The organism is Thioalkalivibrio sp. ALE21, from assembly GCF_003208255.1.
GTDB classification, from domain to species: domain Bacteria; phylum Pseudomonadota; class Gammaproteobacteria; order Ectothiorhodospirales; family Ectothiorhodospiraceae; genus Thioalkalivibrio; species Thioalkalivibrio halophilus.
Genome location: NZ_QKMA01000025.1, coordinates 1 through 16,598 on the forward strand (window position 1 = coordinate 1; position 16,598 = coordinate 16,598).

The window sequence follows — 16,598 nt, forward strand, 5'->3', positions numbered from 1 at the left end:
CTCGTAGCAACCGCCATCGCCGTTGCGCTTCAGCTCTCGACTGATCGTCCCCGGGCTGCGGCCCAGCGTCCGAGCAATCGCCCCCTGCGAGCGCCCCAGCCCGCGCAACGCACTGATCTGATATCGTTCTTCCTGGGTCAGCTGCCTGTAGTGCCTCATCGGTACGCCTGAATGGGTTTGGGGTGAGAGCCACCCATTCTACGGCGGCAGCTGGCCCACCCCTTCCGGGTTCAGGCGTTGCAGTTATTCTGTGAATTCAGGGTTGCTTATGAGCGTTTACCAGGAAGATCTGACGATCACCACGCGGGGCCGCGGCAGCGTCGCCGTAACCGATGCCGTGCGCGACATCATCCGTCGTTCGGGCATCACCACCGGCACCTGCCACGTCTTCCAGCACCACACCAGTGCGTCGCTGCTGATCACCGAGAACGCCGACCCGGACGTCCGGCGCGATCTGGAGACGATCCTGGCCCGGCTGGCGCCGGACGGCGACCCCGCCTACCGCCACGACATGGAAGGCGACGACGACATGGCCGCCCATGCCCGGGCCATGCTGACCCACAATGACCTCACTCTCCCGGTCACCCGCGGCCGCCCCGCTCTGGGTACCTGGCAGGGGATCTTCCTCTGGGAGCACCGTTACGCCGGACACGACCGGCGTCTCACCGTGACCGTGCAGGGCGAATAACCCGTTTTCTTCAGCCGGCCGCACCACGGGCCGGACGGGCATGCACGGTGATTTCCTCGCGATCGTGATACAGCTGGCGGGCGTGCACGCGAAATCCGTGCCCGGCCAGCCGGCCCTCCAGCCGATCAAGACATTCCCGCACGGTCTCGTAGCGCTTCTTCATCGGGAGCTTGAGGTTAAAGATCGCCTCTTCAGCCCATCCCGCCTCCAGCCAGTCGCCTATGCGGTCCGCGACGCGTCCGGGTCGGTCCACGATGTCGCACACCAGCCAGTGCACCGGACGCGGGGGCATCCAGGTGAACGCATCCTCGCGGATATGCTCCACTTGTCCCCCGGCCATCAGGTCGGCATCCATCGGACCGTTGTCCACGGCCTGGACATGCAGGCCGTGCCGCACCAGCTGCCAGGTCCAGCCCCCCGGCGCCGCCCCCAGATCCACCGCCGTCATGCCCTCCGCCAGTCGCTGTTCGCGCTCCTCGGGTGTCAGGAACTGGTGCCAGGCTTCCTCGAGTTTCAGTGCGGAACGGCTGGGCGCTGCGCGCGGGGCCTTCAGCCGCAGGATGCCCCCCGGACGGTCGCTGCTGCTCTCCGGCGCGGCCAGACCCAGCTGCACACGGTCGCCGGCAGTCCAGAAACAATGCAGACGACGACCCTGCGCCTCACGCTCTTCGCGCAGCGCGCCAGCCTTGCGCAGTGCCGACTCCAGCGGACGCTCCAGCGCCTTTCCCAGGCGGCGCAGCTCCTTGCCCTCGTTGGTATCCGGCGTCTCGTGCCAGATGGCCTCAAACGACCAGCCGCTCGCGCGAATCCGTTCCACGACCGGGCTCACCCGGTCTTTGCGTGACAGGCCCTCCAGCGGATGCAGCGCCGGGAGGCGCTGGCGCGCGAAGATCCGCTCATCCAGGGGAAAGGCGTCGCGCAGCGGTGCCGGATCGCCATCGGCCGGCAACAGGCGCACGAATGCCGCCCCTTCACCGAACCGTGGATAGACGGCCAGGCCTTCGCGCGCGGCTTCCGCGGCCAGCTCGCCGGCCAGGTCCTTTTCGAATCCTGCCCGGCAATAAAAAAGCAGTTCTTCCATGATCCTCCCCAAGTAATTCCGCGCGCCTGCGGCGCCCTGTGGAGCGGCCCCGGCCGCGAATCGCGGCGCCAATCAACACCCCGCGTTGTTCGCATGCAAGCACGCTCCCATCAAGGGTACCCCGAGAAACCACCCCGGGAGCCTTTCCGGGACCTCTCACTTCACTCGAGGCCTCTCGGGGGCAACAAAAAGGGCCGCCCCTCGCGGGACGGCCCTTCACAATCCGGCTCCGGATCGCAAGGATCCGGAGCATCTGGCGGCCTTAGCGAGCCAGGCCGGGATCGCCCTCCACGTTCTTCAGCTTCGGCAGGTAGGGCTCGCCCACGTTGACCGTATCCTGGTTGCGCAGCCAGTTACCCACCACTTCCCAGACCGGGGGCGTGTCATGCGGCTGATGCACGTCGGCCCAGCCCGCCACCACATAGCGCCGTTCCGGATCCATGGGTTCGCCATTGATCTCCATGTCGGTGATGCGCTCGCCCATCGGCTTGTGCGGGTCGATGGTGTAGCGGACACCACCGGTGCGCACCATGTCACCGCCGCGATGACGATACGGGTCTTCGTTGAAGATCGAGTTGGCCACGTCTTCCATCGCGTGCTTGAGATCCGCGCCGGTCATCTCGTTGCGCGTGGTCTCGGAGTACGTCGTCGCGGTCTGGGTCATCAGCTCTTCGAAAGTGATCGGCTGGCCCGGCAGCACACTCACGCCCCAGCGGAAACCCGGCGACAGCGCGACTTCGGCGTCCATCTCTTCCATCATCGCCTGCACGATGACCTCGTCGAAGGTCCCGTTGAAGTTGCCGCGGCGGTAGAGGACGTCGTCGGTCACCGCCAGTTCTTCCCGCAGCTGGTCCTCGAACGGCTTGCGCACCTCTTCGATGTGCGCCTCCATCTCCGGATCCGCGTCCAGCATGTTGGCGAACACCGGCAGCATCTTGAAGCGGTAGTCCTTGATGCCGCTGTCGTTCACATCCAGATCCAGCACGCCCAGGAACTTGCCGTTGGAACCGGCATTGGTCACCAGCGTGCGCTCGCCCGCGGCGTTCTCGATCTCCAGCGCACCCGGGATTGCGTCGTGGGTGTGGCCGCCCATGATTACGTCGACGTCGCGCAGCCGACGGGCCATTTCGATGTCCGTCACCATACCGTTGTGCGACAGGATCGCCACGACCTTCGCGCCCTTCTGACGCACCTCGTCGATCATCTGCTGCATCTTGTCGTCACGGATGCCGAACGACCATTCCGGGAACATGTAATCCGGATTGGCCACCGAGGTGTACGGGAAGGCCTGCCCGATCACGGCCACCGGGACGCCGTTCATCTCGCGGATGGTGTAGGGCTCGAAGATCCGGTCACCCCAGTCGCGGTCCTCGACGTTCTGCGCGACGAAGTCGATGCCGTTGGGCTTGAAGTCGTTCTCGATGACTTCCTTGACGCGCTCGTCACCGAAGGTGAACTCCCAGTGACCGGTCATCACGTCCACGCCCAGGAGCTTCTGCGCGTCGACCATGTCCTGCCCGCCGGTCCACAGCGAGGTCGCCGAACCCTGCCAGGTGTCGCCACCGTCCAGCAGGAGGGAGTTCGGCCGGTCCGCACGCAGGCGCTTCACCAGGGTCGACAGATGCGAGAAGCCGCCGACCCGACCGTACTTCTCGGCCGCCTCGGCGAAATCGAGGAAGGTCAGCGCATGGGCCTCGGGCGTGCCCTTTTCGACCCCGAAGTGGTCGAGCAGCGCCTCGCCGGCCAGCACCGGCGGCTTGCCCTGCATGTCCCCCACGCCAATGTTCACGTCCGGCTCACGGAAATAGACCGGGCGCAGCTGCGCGTGGCAGTCGGTGTAATGCAGCAGAGACACGTTCCCGAACGGAGAAATGTCGTAGAAATCCGACGGCGCGCGCTGCCAGTCGATGCTCTCGCCCGCCCAGGCATTGGTGGCGAGACCGGCCGCGCTGGCGGCCACCATGACTTCGAGGAATTCCCTCCGCGTGAGGTTCATATACCACTCCTGAGTGTTAGGACCTGAATGAAGTAAAGACGTCGGCCGGGTAGCGCTGCCAGACGCCCTGGTGAACGAAAAGACGTCGGCCCGCCATCGGTTATTCCGTCCCGACAGGGGCCATTGCTATAGCGTGACGTGGAACGGCGGCTGCGTCGCAAAACGCCCACACGCGAAGGGGATAACAAAAAAGGCCCCTTCGTCCTGAAGGGGCCAACACGCGACATACACCACTTGACGGTGCCCGGCCCGGGGCAGAGAGCCTGCCGGCGACCACCACCGCAGAAAGCGGACAGTTCAAGTGTAGCGTCAGGAGAAAGCGAGTTCGTGATGCAGATCAACGAGTAATGCCGGCACACTCCGGCGGGGGCCACCTTTCGGGACCGCGCGGTTTCGTCGATTGCACACGGCGCCGATGTCGTTTAACCTTTCGCAGCTTACGGAGAGGTGGCCGAGCGGTCGAAGGCGCACGCCTGGAAAGTGTGTATACGGTAACCCCGTATCGAGGGTTCGAATCCCTCCCTCTCCGCCAGATTTTTGAACCAGGGGGCAACCGGGCCCCTGGTTCCATGTAAATCCCGGTCGGACGAGGGATTCGAACCCGAGGAATCGAGCAAACCGGGTTCGACGGGTGCCGCACCGCGGCACCCGAACATCGCCGCAGGCGATGGCCCGGAGGGCGAGCCACGGCGTGGCGAGTAATCCCTCCCTCTCCGCCAGATTTCAGGGGGTATTCCGGCGCCCGCAGCGGGCAACGCCGGAACTCGGCAAGAAAGGGCCCTCGCGGCCCTTTTTTTACATCGGCTCCGCGTATGGCGCGCACTCCGCGCCGGGACCAGGGAAGAATGGGCAACCCCAAGGATCAAACGGGCGACCACCGCACCCGCTGGCTGGGCTCCCTCATCAACCTGCCGCGCCGAACCAAGCGCTGGCTGATGGTCGCGGCCGATGTGGCCATGCTTCCGCTCGCCCTGTGGACGGCCTTCGCCCTCCGTCTGGCCGAACCCCTGCCCGAAGCCCTGATCAATGCCTGGTGGCTGTTTCCCCTGCTGCCGGTGGTCGGTGTGTTCATCTTCGCCCGGCTGGGCCTCTACCGTGCCGTGGTTCGTTTCATGGGAATCCGCGCGGTATGGTCCGTGGCCACCGGGGTCGTCCTGCTCGCCGGATTCCTGTGGGCGGCCGCGGCGATTGGCCGGCTGGACGACTTCCCTCGCCTCGTCCCGGTGGCCTTCGCCCTCCTGGCCTTCATCTACGTGGGCGGCAGCCGTTTTCTCGTGCGCAGCTGGTACCAGAACGTGAACGAACTGCGCCGCCACGCGGAACCCGTACTGGTCTATGGCGCCGGTGCCGCCGGGATGCAGCTCGCGGCCGGCCTCGGCACCACCGGGCAGTTCCGCATCGTCGCCTTCATCGACGACAACCCGGCCCTGCAGGGGCAGGCGATCAACGGCATTCGGGTCCACCCCCCGCAGATGATCGGGACGCTGATGCACCAGTACGGCATCCGGCGCATCCTGCTGGCCGTTCCTTCGGCCTCGCGCTCGGCGCGCAAGGCCATCCTGGAGCGCCTCGAGCCCTATCCCCTGCATGTGCAGTCGGTACCCTCCATGGAGGCCGTCGTCTCCGGCCAGGCGCGCCTGGACCAGCTCGAAGATATCGACGTGGCGGATCTCCTGGGACGCGACCCGGTGCCGCCTCAGCCGGACCTGCTGCAATGCAGCATTGTGGATCGCCGCGTAATGGTCACCGGTGCCGGCGGCTCCATCGGCTCGGAGCTGTGCCGGCGCATCCTCCGCCAGGGACCGGCCGAACTCGTCCTGTTCGAACGCAACGAATTCGCGCTCTACCGTATCGAACAGGAAATGCAGGCACTGCGTGCCGAGCTCGGCCTGGACTGCCCGATCCATGCCGTTCTGGGGTCGGTCACCCTGCCCCGGCGGGTGGAATCCGTCCTCGCCCGCCACCGGATCCAGACCCTTTACCATGCGGCCGCCTACAAGCACGTACCCATCGTCGAGGAGAATGCCGTCGAGGGAGTGCGCAACAATGTCCTCGGAACGCGGGTGCTGGCCGACGCCGCGATCGCGGCCGGCGTGGAACGATTCATCCTCATCAGTACCGACAAGGCCGTGCGCCCCACCAACGTCATGGGCGCGAGCAAGCGGCTGGCGGAAATGATCCTGCAGGACCGGGCAGCCGGCACCCCGGCTACCGTGTTTTCCATGGTGCGCTTTGGCAACGTCCTCGGATCATCCGGTTCCGTCGTGCCCCTGTTTCATCGCCAGATCCGGGAAGGCGGCCCCGTCACGGTGACCCACCCCGAGATCACGCGCTACTTCATGTCCATCCCGGAGGCCGCCGAGCTGGTGATCCAGGCCGGCACCATGGCCGGCGGCGGTGAGGTCTTTGTCCTCGACATGGGCGAGCCCGTACGAATCCAGGATCTCGCCCGACGCATGATCCGCCTGCACGGCCGCCAGGTCCGGGACGACAACGGCGACCCGCCCGACGGCGTGGCGATCCAGTTCACCGGGCTGCGCCCGGGCGAAAAGCTCTACGAAGAACTGCTCATTGGCGACAACGTGGAGAGCACGCGCCACCCCCGCATCATGCAGGCCCGCGAAGACCGGGCACCGGCGGATGCCCTCAGCGAGGCGCTGGCGGCTCTGGAACGCGCCGACCAGGCGATGGATGCCGCGGCGACCCGCGCACGTCTGCGGGAAATCGTTCCCGAATACCGTCCCGCCGGGTGAACCGGGAGTTCCGCTACTTGTACGAGTAGTGGTAGTAGCCGTAACCGTAACTGGCACTGGCGGTGGCTTCCATGGAATTCAGGATCGCACCCCGCGTCTCCACGCCCGCACTCTCCAGACGACGCCGCGCCGCCTCGATCTCGCGCGGCGGGTTGAGCTGGAAGCGCACCACCATCAGGGTGGTCGAGCAGTGGCGCGCGACCACGGAGGCGTCCGTCACCGCCAGGATCGGCGGCGTATCGATCAGCACCAGGTCGTACTGCTCGCTCGCCTGATCGAGGAACCGGGTAAAACGCTCGTTCATCAGCAGCTCGGCGGGATTCGGGGGCGCCGAGCCCCGGGCCATGTAATCGAGGCCCTCGATATCGGTATGGCGGATGGCCTCCCCGGGCGTCAGCTTCTCCGACAGCAGATCGGAGAGACCGCCCGCACTGGCCTCGCCGAACGCATGATGAACGTGCCCCTTGCGCATGTCGGCGTCGACCACCAGGACCTTCTGGCCCGCCTGGGCACACACCGCCGCCAGGTTCACCGAGATGAAACTCTTGCCGACACCCGGGCTGGGACCGGTGATCACCAGCCGATTGTCCGCCGCCTCGAGCATCGCGAAATGCAGGCTGCTGCGCAGACCACGCAGCGCCTCGATGGCCCCGTCCGTCGGGGAATACGAGGCCAGCACCCCCGTCACGACCCCTTCTTCCCCGGTGGCCCCGCGTCGACGCCCGCTTTTCAGATCACGCCGCCGCCGCAGCCGCTTGACGAGTTTCTGCTGCACGTCCGACAGCGGTACGGTCGCATAGACCGGTAGATCCAGTTCCTCGATCTGCTCCTGTGATTCAACGCCCCGGTTGAGCATCCCGCGCAGCAGCACCAGCGCCACCGAAAGCATGCCGCCGAGGACCGTTGCCAGCGCCACGATCAGCCCGCGCTGTGGCTCCACCGGTGACGGCAGAACTGCGGCATCGTCCAGGATGCGGACATTCCCCACCGTGCTGGCTCGCGTGATGTCCATCTCCTGCATGCGGTTGAGCAGCTGGACATAGACTTCCTGGTTCACTTCGACATCACGCTGCAGCCGGAGTACCTGTTGCTGGGTCTCCGGCAGACCCCCGATCTCCTGCTGCAGCTCCCGGCGCTCGTTCTCCAGTTGCTCGCGTTTTTCCAGCAGGGTGACGTAGGTCGGATGGTTCTGCGTGTACCGACGGGAGATCTCCGCCTCCTCGAATTCCAGCTCGGTGATCTGGCGCTCCAGGTCAACCAGCCGGTCGAGGACCGCCTGCGTCTCCATCGACATGTCGACGCTTTCCTGCTCCACCTGATACTCGTTCAGGGCGTCTTCCGCTTCCCGCAGCCGTGCCCGTACCTGGGGCACCTGCTCTTCCAGGAACTCCAGGCTCTGTTCCGCCTCCGCGGCCTGACGTTCGACGTTCTGGCGGCGATAGATGTCACTGATCGCGTTCAGGGCGCCGCGAGCCTGTTCCGAATCGGTGTGGGTGAATGTCAGGCTGAAGACACCGCTCTCATTGCCCTGTTCCGTGGCCTGGAAACGGTTGCGCAGATCGCGTATCGCGGCCAGCCGAGCGTGGCGCTGGAGTTCGAAGCGGGCCCCGGCCCCGGCCGAGATGTCCTCCACAAACAGGATGATCTGCCCGTCGAGGAAGCTCGCCTCCTCCCCGGTTCGGCCTTCTCCCAGGACCCGATCGTCGTGGGCCAGGCGGAACTGATCCTCGCCGGTGACCTGCAGTGTCAGGGTTTCCCCTTCCATCGCGGGCGTGACCCGCAGATCGCCCACCGTCAGCGATTCTCCGGACCACGCATAGCGCTCGGCGACGCCGCCCAACACGGCGGCCCGGCTCCGGTCCCAGTCCCGGCGGACCAGAAAATCTCCGATGACCGGCAGGCGCACCGGACGCACGATCAGGTCCAGGCGCTCGCGATCCACCGCCTGACCCAGCACCATGCGCGAACGCAGAATCTCCAGTTCCGCCGATGCACGCGGCTCGCGCCCCAGCATCTCGCGCATGTCGTTCAGTGGTGCACTGACACCGCCGGTATCCTCCACCTGGACCAGCGCATCCGCCTGGTAGACCGGCGTCGAGAGGGTCGCATACGCCCCTCCGCCCAGCATGAACAGGAAGGTGATGCCGACGATCCACCACTTGTGATCGAGCAGCAGTCCGAGCAGCCGGCCAAGGTCGATCTCGTCATCCGCCGGCGGCGGGGAAGCGGGGGTCTGCGTCATGGGTTACCTGTTCCTGTCGTGGCGCGGCCGGGAGATCAGCCCAGTCGCTCCGCCCAGCTCTGTGCGGCTTCGGTCAGCAGCGCGTGCACTTGCCGAAATGCCTCGTCGCTCTTGCCATAGGGATCGGGAATATCGCGCCCGCGACCGTCATCCAGCCAGTGGCCGAAACGCATGGTCTTGCCCAGGGCACGGGGGTGGTTGCGGCCGATCGCCTGGCGCTGCCCGTCGCTCATCACCAGCACCAGATCCGATTGCTCGAGCATGCCGATGGTCACTTGCCGGGCCTCGTGACCGGACACGTCCAGGCCATCGGCCTCCGCCAGTGCCCGCGCCTGCGGCGCGACACCCTCGCCGACCAGCGCGCCCAGACCGGCCGAGCCAATGCTGCGCTCCGGGGCATGCCGGCGCAGCATCGCCTCGGCCACCGGACTGCGACAGATGTTGCCCGTACATACCACGAGGATCCGTTCAAACATCCGTTCCACCCTGCCCGCTCAGAAGTCGTCGCGCAGCTCGCGCACGTCGCGCGTGGCCTGGGAGGCACGATAAACAGCGTTAACAGTCGGCAGCAACTGATTGATCACACGGTTCCAGCGCCCCAGGGGAGTCGTCGTCACATAGACGATATCCATGGGTTCGAGCTCGAACTCGGTCCCCAGCACCAGCGCCGTGGCATCCCGGGCGTCCAGCTGGTAAACCGTCGCCAGCAGGTCACTGTCCGGCGGCGCCTGACGGACCACAAAGATGCCGCTGGCATCCGCCGTCGCCTCGTTGAAGCCACCGGAATCGGTAAGTGCGTCGGTCAGCGAGATCCGTCCGCGTCCCATCGGGATACTGCGCGGTTCGCCCACCTCGCCCAGCACATACGCCTTCTGGTCGGTCGTGTCCGGCACGTGCAGCACGTCGCCATCCCGGAGCACGCGGTTCTCGGACAGATCGCCCTCGCTCAGCATCGCGTACATCGACAGCGGCACTTCTTCACCATCGCGTGTCAGACGTACGTTGTGCCAGTTCGCCTCCTCGGTCAGCCCACCGGCATCATTGATCGCGTCCAGCACCGTCAACGGAACGTTGGTCACCGGCTGGCGCCCCGGTTCGCGCACCTCGCCGGTCACGTGCACCTGCTGCGAGCGGTAATCCGCCACCAGCACTTCTACCTGCGGATCATTGATGACCGCGGCGAGCTCTTCCGCAAGGATGTCCCGCACTTCGGCGACCGTTCGGCCCTCGACCTCCACCCGTCCGACGAACGGATAGAAGATGGTCCCGTCGGAATGCACCGTATTGCCGGATTCGGCCGCCGAGCGTTCCGAACCGGCCGGGATCGTCAGTTCGGGATGGTCATAAACGATGATGCTGAGCACGTCGCCGCGACCGATCCGGTAGTCGTACCGCGTGTCATCCGCCTCGAGCTCCTCGCGTGCCTGTTCCAGATCCGGCTGGACGGGATCCTCGGCCTCCTGACGAACCAGACCCCGGGTGATCGGCTTCACTTCCACCTTGTCGTGCAGTGGTTCGCTCTCGGCGCGCTCCTGAATGAAACCACCCGGCGCGAACCCGCAGCCCGACAGGGCGACGGCGACCACGAGAGGCACCGCGGTTTTCCAGCTTCCTGCTGCGATCATTGACAACTGCACCCGGTTTGGCGATCTCTGAAGGCCGCAAGGATACAGCTCGGTGCGGGCATATTCCACAGTTCCGGCCCCATCCTTTCCGAGTATCGCCGCGGTCCGTCGGCCGGGCCGCGAACGTGTACATTGGTCCACGTTTCCTTACCATGCGCGGATTCCGAAACCCGATTTTCAAACCGTCATCGCGGAGTTCCGATGTCCGAAGCAGCCACGCTGATCCTGAGCGCCTCCTGGGTGCTGCCCGTGGTTCCACGGGGAGCCGTCCTGGAAGACCATGCGGTAGTCATTCGCGACGGTGCCATCCTGGCCGTCCAGCCGCGCGAACAGGCCCTCGCCGAGCATCCCGAGGCCCGCCACGAACATCGCGAGGGGCACGCCCTGATGCCGGGGCTGGTGAACGCCCACACCCATGCCGGCATGACCCTGTTGCGCGGCATCGGCAGCGACCAGCCGCTGATGGAGTGGCTGAAGCGCTACGTATGGCCGGTGGAGGGCCGGCTGCTGTCGCCGGAGTTCGTCAACGACGGCACCCGGCTGGCTGCCGCGGAAATGCTGCGCGGCGGCACCACCTGCTTCTCCGACATGTATCTGTTCGTGGGGGACGCCGCCGCCGCGGTCGATGCCAGCGGCATCCGCGGGGTGATGGGCCTGACGGTGTTCGACTTTCCCACCCCCTGGGCGCAGACCCCGGACGAATACTTCCAGCGCGGCCGCGAGGTGGTGGAGACCTGGGGTGATCACCCCCGCATCCGTTTCACCGTCGCTCCTCACGCGCCTTACACCGTCGGTGACGAGAGCATGCAGCGGGTGGGCGAGCGCGCCCGCGAGCTGGGCGTGCCGGTGCACACCCACGTCCACGAGACCGCCGGCGAGGTGGACGAGGCGGTGAGCAACGGCGGTGAACGCCCGCTGGCCCGGCTCGCCCGTCTGGGCCTGCTGGACCAGCCGTTCATGGCCGTCCACATGACCCAGGTCAGCGACGAGGACCTGGCCCTGCTGGAAGGCCGGCCGGTGTCGATCACGCACTGCCCCGAATCGAACCTCAAACTGGCGTCCGGCTTCTGCCCCGTGGCGCGCCTGGACGAGGCCGGGATCAACCTCGCGCTGGGCACCGACGGAACCGCCTCCAACAACGACCTCGACATGATCGGCGAGATGCGCACGGCGGCCCTGCTGGCCAAGGGCGTGAGTGGCGATGCAGCCGCGCTGCCGGCCGAGCGCGTGCTGGAGATGGCAACCCTGGGCAGCGCGCGCGCCCTGGGGCTGGACCACGAGATCGGTTCACTGGAAGCGGGCAAGCGGGCCGATCTGATCAGCCTCGACCTGACCTCCCCGGAGCTGCAGCCCGAACACGATCCGCACGCACGCATCGTCTATGCCGCCACCCGCGAGGCCGTGCGCGACGTATGGGTGGACGGCCGGGCGTTGCTCGCCGACCGCGAACTGCTTACGCTGGACCTTGAGGCCATCCACGCCAGCGCCGTTCGGTGGCAGGGCCGCGTGGCCGAGACCCTGCAATCGTGTGAGACCTGAACCGCCATGACCGCGACCCATTCCCGCACTGATCAGGCCAACGTCGACCCGGCCGAGATCCACAAATTCACCGATCGCGCGCATGAATGGTGGGACCCCAACGGGGCCTTCGCCACCCTGCACGCGATCAACCCCCTGCGCCTGGAGTGGATCGACGGCCATGCCGACCTGGCCGGCAAGAAGGTGCTGGACGTCGGCTGCGGCGCCGGGATCCTGTCCGAAGCGATGGCCGTGCGCGGGGCCGAGGTCACCGGACTGGACGCCGGTGCCGAACACCTGGAAGTCGCGCGCGAGCACGCCCACGACAGCGGAGTTTCCGTGCGTTATCTGCACGTAACGGCCGAGGAGCACGCGGAAAAGCACCCCGGCGAATACGACGTGGTCACCTGCCTGGAAATGCTGGAACACGTGCCGGACCCGGAGAACGTGATCGACGCCCTGTGCCGACTGGTCCGGCCCGGCGGCTGGGTCTTCCTCTCCACCATCAACCGCACCCCGCGCGCGTTTGCCGAGGCCATCGTGGGCGCCGAATACGTGATGCGCCTGCTGCCGGCTGGCACCCACGAGTACGGCCGTTTCATCCGCCCCTCGGAGCTGGCCGCGCAGCTGCGCCGGCATCACGTGGAGGTGGCCGACCTGACCGGGCTCACCTGGTCGCCGCTGTCCGGGCGCTACCGCCTGACCCCGAACACCGACGTCAACTACCTGATGGCCGCACGCGCATGAGCCACGAACCGGGCGCGGTCCTGTTCGATCTGGACGGGACCCTCCTCGACACCGCACCCGACATGCATGCCGCTCTCAACCGGCTGCTGGCCGAGAACGACCGCGCGCCCCTGCCCTTCGATGCCGTGCGCAACCATGTCTCGCACGGCTCGCACGCCCTGGTCACCCTGGCCTTCCCCGACGCGCCGGACGAGCAAACCGAGGCCCTGAAAAAGCGTTACCTCGAGATCTACGCGCGCGACCTGTGCATCGCCACCGCGCTGTTCCCGGGCATGGACGCCCTGCTGAACGAGATCGAGGCGCGCGGCTGGCGCTGGGGCGTGGTCACCAACAAGCCCGCGTGGCTGACCGAACCGCTGCTGGAGGCCCTGGGCCTCGCCCCGCGCATGAGCGCGATCGTCTCCGGCGACAGCCTCAATCGGCGCAAGCCGGACCCCGACCCCATGTGGCTGGCCGCCCGCCAGACCGGGCTCGAGCCCGCACACCACTGCTACTGGGGCGATGCAGAACGCGACATCGCTGCCGGCCGTGCCGCCGGCATGAGCACGCTGATCGCCGCCTGGGGCTACATTGACGCCGGTCAGAACACCGACGGCTGGGGTGCCGACGGTGTCCTGGACCATCCCGGCGACTTCTGGGGCTGGCGCGAGACGTTCACCCGCGCCGCCGGCTGAGTGACAGGCCCCGCCCGTCCCATCGGCCGGAGGGCCGACCTCCCACACAGGACAAAACCGGCATAATGGGTGCACCAAGATCCCCGACTGGAGCTGACATGGCCCGCCCCGACATCGCCGCTGCCTATCGGCATTGCCGCCAGCGTGCCCGGTCGCACTACGAGAACTTCCCGGTCGCGTCGCGCCTGCTGCCGCGCCCAATACGCGACCCGGTGGCCGCGATCTACTGCTACGCGCGCGACGCTGACGACCTCGCCGACGAGGATCCGCGCGCGCCCGAGGTCCGCCGCGCCGATCTGCAGGCGATGCAGGAGCACATTCGGGCACTGGACGACCCGGCCGCGGAGAGCACCCCCGAATGGATCGCGCTGGCGGACGCGAAGAAGCGTTTCGACCTTCCCGCCGAGCCCTTCGTCGACCTCGCGGACGCGTTCATCCAGGATCTGGAAAAGACCCGCTATGCGGACATCGGCGAGGTCATGGAGTACTGCCGACGTTCGGCCAACCCTGTCGGCCGCCTGATCCTGCACCTGCAGGGCGAACCCGATGACGCCATGCTGGGCCAGTCGGATGCCATCTGCACCGCCCTGCAGCTGATCAACTTCTACCAGGATCTGCACCAGGACATCAGCGAGAACGACCGCATCTATCTCCCGCAGGACGAGATGGCCCGCTACGGCGTGACCGAGGTGATGCTGCGCGAGCGGCTCAACACCCTGCCCCTGCAGAACCTGATGCAGTTCCAGTACGCCCGCGCCGACCGCCTGCTGCGCGCCGGCGCGCCGCTGGGCGGAACCCTGGGCGGGCGGCTCGGTCTCGAGATCCGTGCCATCGTCAATGGCGGCGCGCGCGTGCTCTGGCGCCTGCGCCAGGAGAACGATGCCTTCGCCCGCCCCCGCCTGGGCGCGCGCGATATGGCGGTGGTCCTGTGGCACAGTCTGCGGCCGCGCCGACGGGGACGCGGTGCCTGAACGTCCACCCCGACCCGATCCCGATCCCGACTCCGACTCCGACTCCGACTCCGACTCCGAACGATCACCCGACTACTGACATGCAAACCAACCCGCTGCTGCCCGGCAACCACCCCCTGCGCGAGTCCATCCAGGAAGAGATCCATACCCGTTTCTACGAGCCCCTGGATCCGCCGGCACGGGTCTCCTGGCTGACCCTGCTGAGCCCGCGCGAAGCCATCGACCGGGAACGTGAATGTGTCGCCGATCTGTGCCGGCGGCACGGAATCGAGCCCCCGCTGAACGGCGAGAACTTCGTAGCCGTGGACCTGGGCGAGTTCCGCCTGCGCTGGGAACGCCACAACGAATTCTCCACCTGGGCGTTCTTCGTTGTGAACGAACCCCGGCAGGAACCGTTTACCCATCCCGCCATCCATCGGGTGCCCATCGACTGGCTGACCGGCCTGCCGGGGGAGACCATTGCCGCCATCCACCTGGAGCTGGAGCCGCGCGAGGCCCCGGTGCGCAGCATGCAGGAGCTGGGCGAACTGTTCGCCCCCTACTCGTTCGCCGGCAACGGCGTCTCCGGCGGCGACGGTCGGGTGTTCAGCGATTTTCGTGTGCGCGAGGACGGCTTTGAGCGCTTCCTGGTACGCGACGTGGACCTCTCCCGCCGTCAGGCCGGGCGCCTGGTGCAGCGCGTCCTCGAACTGGAGACCTATCGCCTGATGGCCCTGCTGGCACTGCCGCTGGCACGCGAACTGATGCCCGAGCTCAACGAACTGGAAGGCCGCCTCAACGACATCAACGACGAAATGGCCGGGATCTCCGAATATTTCCACGGCACGGACCGCGAACAGCGGCTGCTGGCCGCGCTGTCCGACCTGGCCGCCGATGTCGAGCGCATGGGCAGCCACACGGCGACCCGCTTCCACGCCGCACGCGCCTACGCCTCCATGGTGGACAAGCGCGCCGAGGAACTGCGCCCGGTGCGTATCCCGGGCCTGCAGACCCTGTGCGAATACCTCGGCCGGCGTCTGGACCCGGCCATGCGCACCTGCCGCTCGCAGGACGAACGGCTCAACAACCTCGCGACCCGGATTCACCGCACCACCTCCATGCTGCGGACCCGCGTGGACGTCGCCGTGGAAAACCAGAACCGGGACCTGCTGCGCTCCATGAACCGGCGCGCCCATCTGCAGCTGCGCCTGCAGGAGACCGTCGAAGGGCTGTCGGTGGTGGTGATCTCCTATTATCTGACCAGCCTGCTGGCCTATTTCCTGCGCGGGATGGACGATGCCGGCACCCTGCCGATCCCGGTCAACATCGCCATCGGCGCCACGGTGCCGGTGGTGGTTGGCGGAGTATGGTTTGCCCAGCGCCGCATGCGCGCGCGCATCACCGCCAGTCACGGCGACGACGGACGCCAATGACGGCGAACAGGATTCCCGTCGCATGATGCCGTGTTCACACGTCTGTAACACGCCTGTTATGCAATGCGGTCATCACGCAACCGGAGGCCAACATGGCTGTTTCGATCCTGCTTGTGGAGGATGACCTCGCCATCCGCGAGATGCTCCGCCTGCCCCTCAATCGGGCCGGCTACGATCTGCGCGAGGCAGGCGACGTCCGCAGCGCGCGCACCGACCTGCTCCAGGAGCCGCCCGATCTGGTCCTGCTGGACTGGATGCTGCCGGACATCAGCGGGCTCGACTGGGCCCGAGAACTCAAGGCCAGCCCCGTCACCAAGGACATCCCGGTGATCATGCTGACCGCGCGCGGCGAGGAAGAAGACCGCGTCCGCGGGCTGGACGTCGGCGCGGACGATTACATTGTCAAACCGTTTTCGCCGCGTGAGCTGGTGGCGCGGATCAAGGCCGTGCTCCGGCGCACCACGCCCACCAGCTCGGAGGAGCCTGTGGAATTCCGCGGTCTGGCGCTCGATCCTGTCTCGCACCGGGTCAGCGGCAACGGGCAACCGGTCAGCCTGGGCCCCACCGAATACAACCTGCTGCACTTCTTCATGACCCACCCCGACCGGGTCTTCACCCGCGAGCAGCTGCTGGACGAGTTACTGTCGAAAGTGGTGTACGGGGGGGATTGAGGAAGGCGGCGTATCCGGCTGGAATGGGAGTGCGACCAACCAGCCAGCCAGAGGAGATACGCCACCATGGCTCACGATACGACAGACCTGCCGAACGGACCAGAGGACCCGTTGACCGAACTTCTGCGCCGCGGGGCGCGGGATCTGATCAAGCAAGCGGTGGAGGCAGAGTTGCAGACGTTCATGGAGACCTACGCGGAGGATCGTTTGCCGGACGGTC

General features: G+C 66.8%; 13 protein-coding genes, 1 tRNA gene, 1 other RNA gene and 2 pseudogenes. 11 read left to right on the forward strand and 6 right to left on the reverse strand.

Annotated features, from left to right (window positions below):
• The coding region (locus tag D893_RS12725; protein ID WP_146220555.1) for a helix-turn-helix domain-containing protein at nucleotides 1-159 on the reverse strand (159 nt) is incomplete at its 3' end.
• A gap of 109 nt (nucleotides 160-268) precedes the next feature.
• Between D893_RS12725 and D893_RS12730 the strand changes: the two genes are divergently transcribed.
• Nucleotides 269-688: a secondary thiamine-phosphate synthase enzyme YjbQ gene (locus tag D893_RS12730; RefSeq protein ID WP_110619983.1), complete on the forward strand. Its 420-nt coding sequence runs from the start codon at nucleotides 269-271 to the stop codon at nucleotides 686-688.
• Nucleotides 689-698: 10 nt separating this feature from the next.
• Here D893_RS12730 and rlmM read toward each other — a convergent pair whose 3' ends face one another.
• Both rlmM and soxB read right to left on the reverse strand, forming a co-directional pair.
• The gene (gene rlmM, locus D893_RS12735; RefSeq protein ID WP_110619984.1) at nucleotides 699-1,769 is read right to left on the reverse strand and encodes a 23S rRNA (cytidine(2498)-2'-O)-methyltransferase RlmM; all 1,071 of its coding nucleotides are present in this window, start codon (nucleotides 1,767-1,769) and stop codon (nucleotides 699-701) included.
• Nucleotides 1,770-2,031: 262 nt separating this feature from the next.
• Nucleotides 2,032-3,765 carry a thiosulfohydrolase SoxB gene (soxB, locus tag D893_RS12740; RefSeq protein WP_110619985.1) on the reverse strand — a complete coding sequence of 578 codons (1,734 nt, stop codon included), beginning with the start codon at nucleotides 3,763-3,765 and terminating at the stop codon, nucleotides 2,032-2,034.
• Nucleotides 3,766-4,206: 441 nt separating this feature from the next.
• Between soxB and D893_RS12745 the strand changes: the two genes are divergently transcribed.
• The 3 genes from D893_RS12745 to D893_RS12755 all read left to right on the forward strand — a co-directional run bounded on the left by D893_RS12745 (nucleotide 4,207) and on the right by D893_RS12755 (nucleotide 6,518).
• Nucleotides 4,207-4,297 (forward strand) — tRNA-Ser (locus D893_RS12745).
• Nucleotides 4,298-4,337: 40 nt separating this feature from the next.
• Nucleotides 4,338-4,484, forward strand: a non-coding RNA gene (locus D893_RS12750) — RtT sRNA.
• Between the two features lie 126 nt (nucleotides 4,485-4,610).
• Entirely contained in the window at nucleotides 4,611-6,518 is a 1,908-nt protein-coding gene (locus D893_RS12755) for a nucleoside-diphosphate sugar epimerase/dehydratase (RefSeq protein ID WP_110619986.1), read from the forward strand.
• Between the two features lie 13 nt (nucleotides 6,519-6,531).
• On the opposite strand, the gene D893_RS12760 is transcribed toward D893_RS12755, so the two are convergent.
• Genes D893_RS12760 through D893_RS12770 form a run of 3 tightly spaced genes read right to left on the reverse strand, consistent with a single transcriptional unit; the run spans nucleotide 6,532 to nucleotide 10,385 of the window.
• Nucleotides 6,532-8,760: a polysaccharide biosynthesis tyrosine autokinase gene (locus D893_RS12760; RefSeq protein ID WP_110619987.1), complete on the reverse strand. Its 2,229-nt coding sequence runs from the start codon at nucleotides 8,758-8,760 to the stop codon at nucleotides 6,532-6,534.
• A 35-nt stretch (nucleotides 8,761-8,795) separates the two neighbouring features.
• Nucleotides 8,796-9,236: a low molecular weight protein-tyrosine-phosphatase gene (locus tag D893_RS12765; RefSeq protein WP_110619988.1), complete on the reverse strand. Its 441-nt coding sequence runs from the start codon at nucleotides 9,234-9,236 to the stop codon at nucleotides 8,796-8,798.
• Nucleotides 9,237-9,254: 18 nt separating this feature from the next.
• Nucleotides 9,255-10,385 carry a polysaccharide export protein gene (locus tag D893_RS12770; RefSeq protein WP_038035878.1) on the reverse strand — a complete coding sequence of 377 codons (1,131 nt, stop codon included), beginning with the start codon at nucleotides 10,383-10,385 and terminating at the stop codon, nucleotides 9,255-9,257.
• Nucleotides 10,386-10,586: 201 nt separating this feature from the next.
• Between D893_RS12770 and D893_RS12775 the strand changes: the two genes are divergently transcribed.
• The 7 genes and pseudogenes from D893_RS12775 to D893_RS12810 form a co-directional block, all read left to right on the forward strand.
• Nucleotides 10,587-11,924, forward strand: a complete 1,338-nt coding sequence (locus D893_RS12775; RefSeq protein ID WP_110619989.1) for a TRZ/ATZ family hydrolase — start codon at nucleotides 10,587-10,589, stop codon at nucleotides 11,922-11,924.
• A 6-nt stretch (nucleotides 11,925-11,930) separates the two neighbouring features.
• Nucleotides 11,931-12,650 (forward strand): bifunctional 2-polyprenyl-6-hydroxyphenol methylase/3-demethylubiquinol 3-O-methyltransferase UbiG, encoded by a 720-nt coding sequence (gene ubiG / locus D893_RS12780; RefSeq protein ID WP_110619990.1) that lies wholly within the window; start codon nucleotides 11,931-11,933, stop codon nucleotides 12,648-12,650.
• Complete coding sequence (gene gph / locus D893_RS12785) at nucleotides 12,647-13,324, forward strand: phosphoglycolate phosphatase (RefSeq protein WP_018945915.1); 678 nt, start codon at nucleotides 12,647-12,649, stop codon at nucleotides 13,322-13,324. Before ubiG ends, gph begins: the two co-directional genes overlap by 4 nt.
• 98 nt (nucleotides 13,325-13,422) lie before the next feature.
• Entirely contained in the window at nucleotides 13,423-14,295 is an 873-nt protein-coding gene (hpnC, locus tag D893_RS12790; RefSeq protein ID WP_110619991.1) for a squalene synthase HpnC, read from the forward strand.
• 80 nt (nucleotides 14,296-14,375) lie between these two features.
• Nucleotides 14,376-15,707: a DUF3422 domain-containing protein gene (locus D893_RS12795; protein WP_077244008.1), complete on the forward strand. Its 1,332-nt coding sequence runs from the start codon at nucleotides 14,376-14,378 to the stop codon at nucleotides 15,705-15,707.
• Between the two features lie 92 nt (nucleotides 15,708-15,799).
• A pseudogene (locus tag D893_RS12800) lies at nucleotides 15,800-16,348 on the forward strand (response regulator); the annotation flags it as partial.
• A gap of 96 nt (nucleotides 16,349-16,444) precedes the next feature.
• Nucleotides 16,445-16,598: pseudogene (locus D893_RS12810) on the forward strand (IS256 family transposase); the annotation flags it as partial.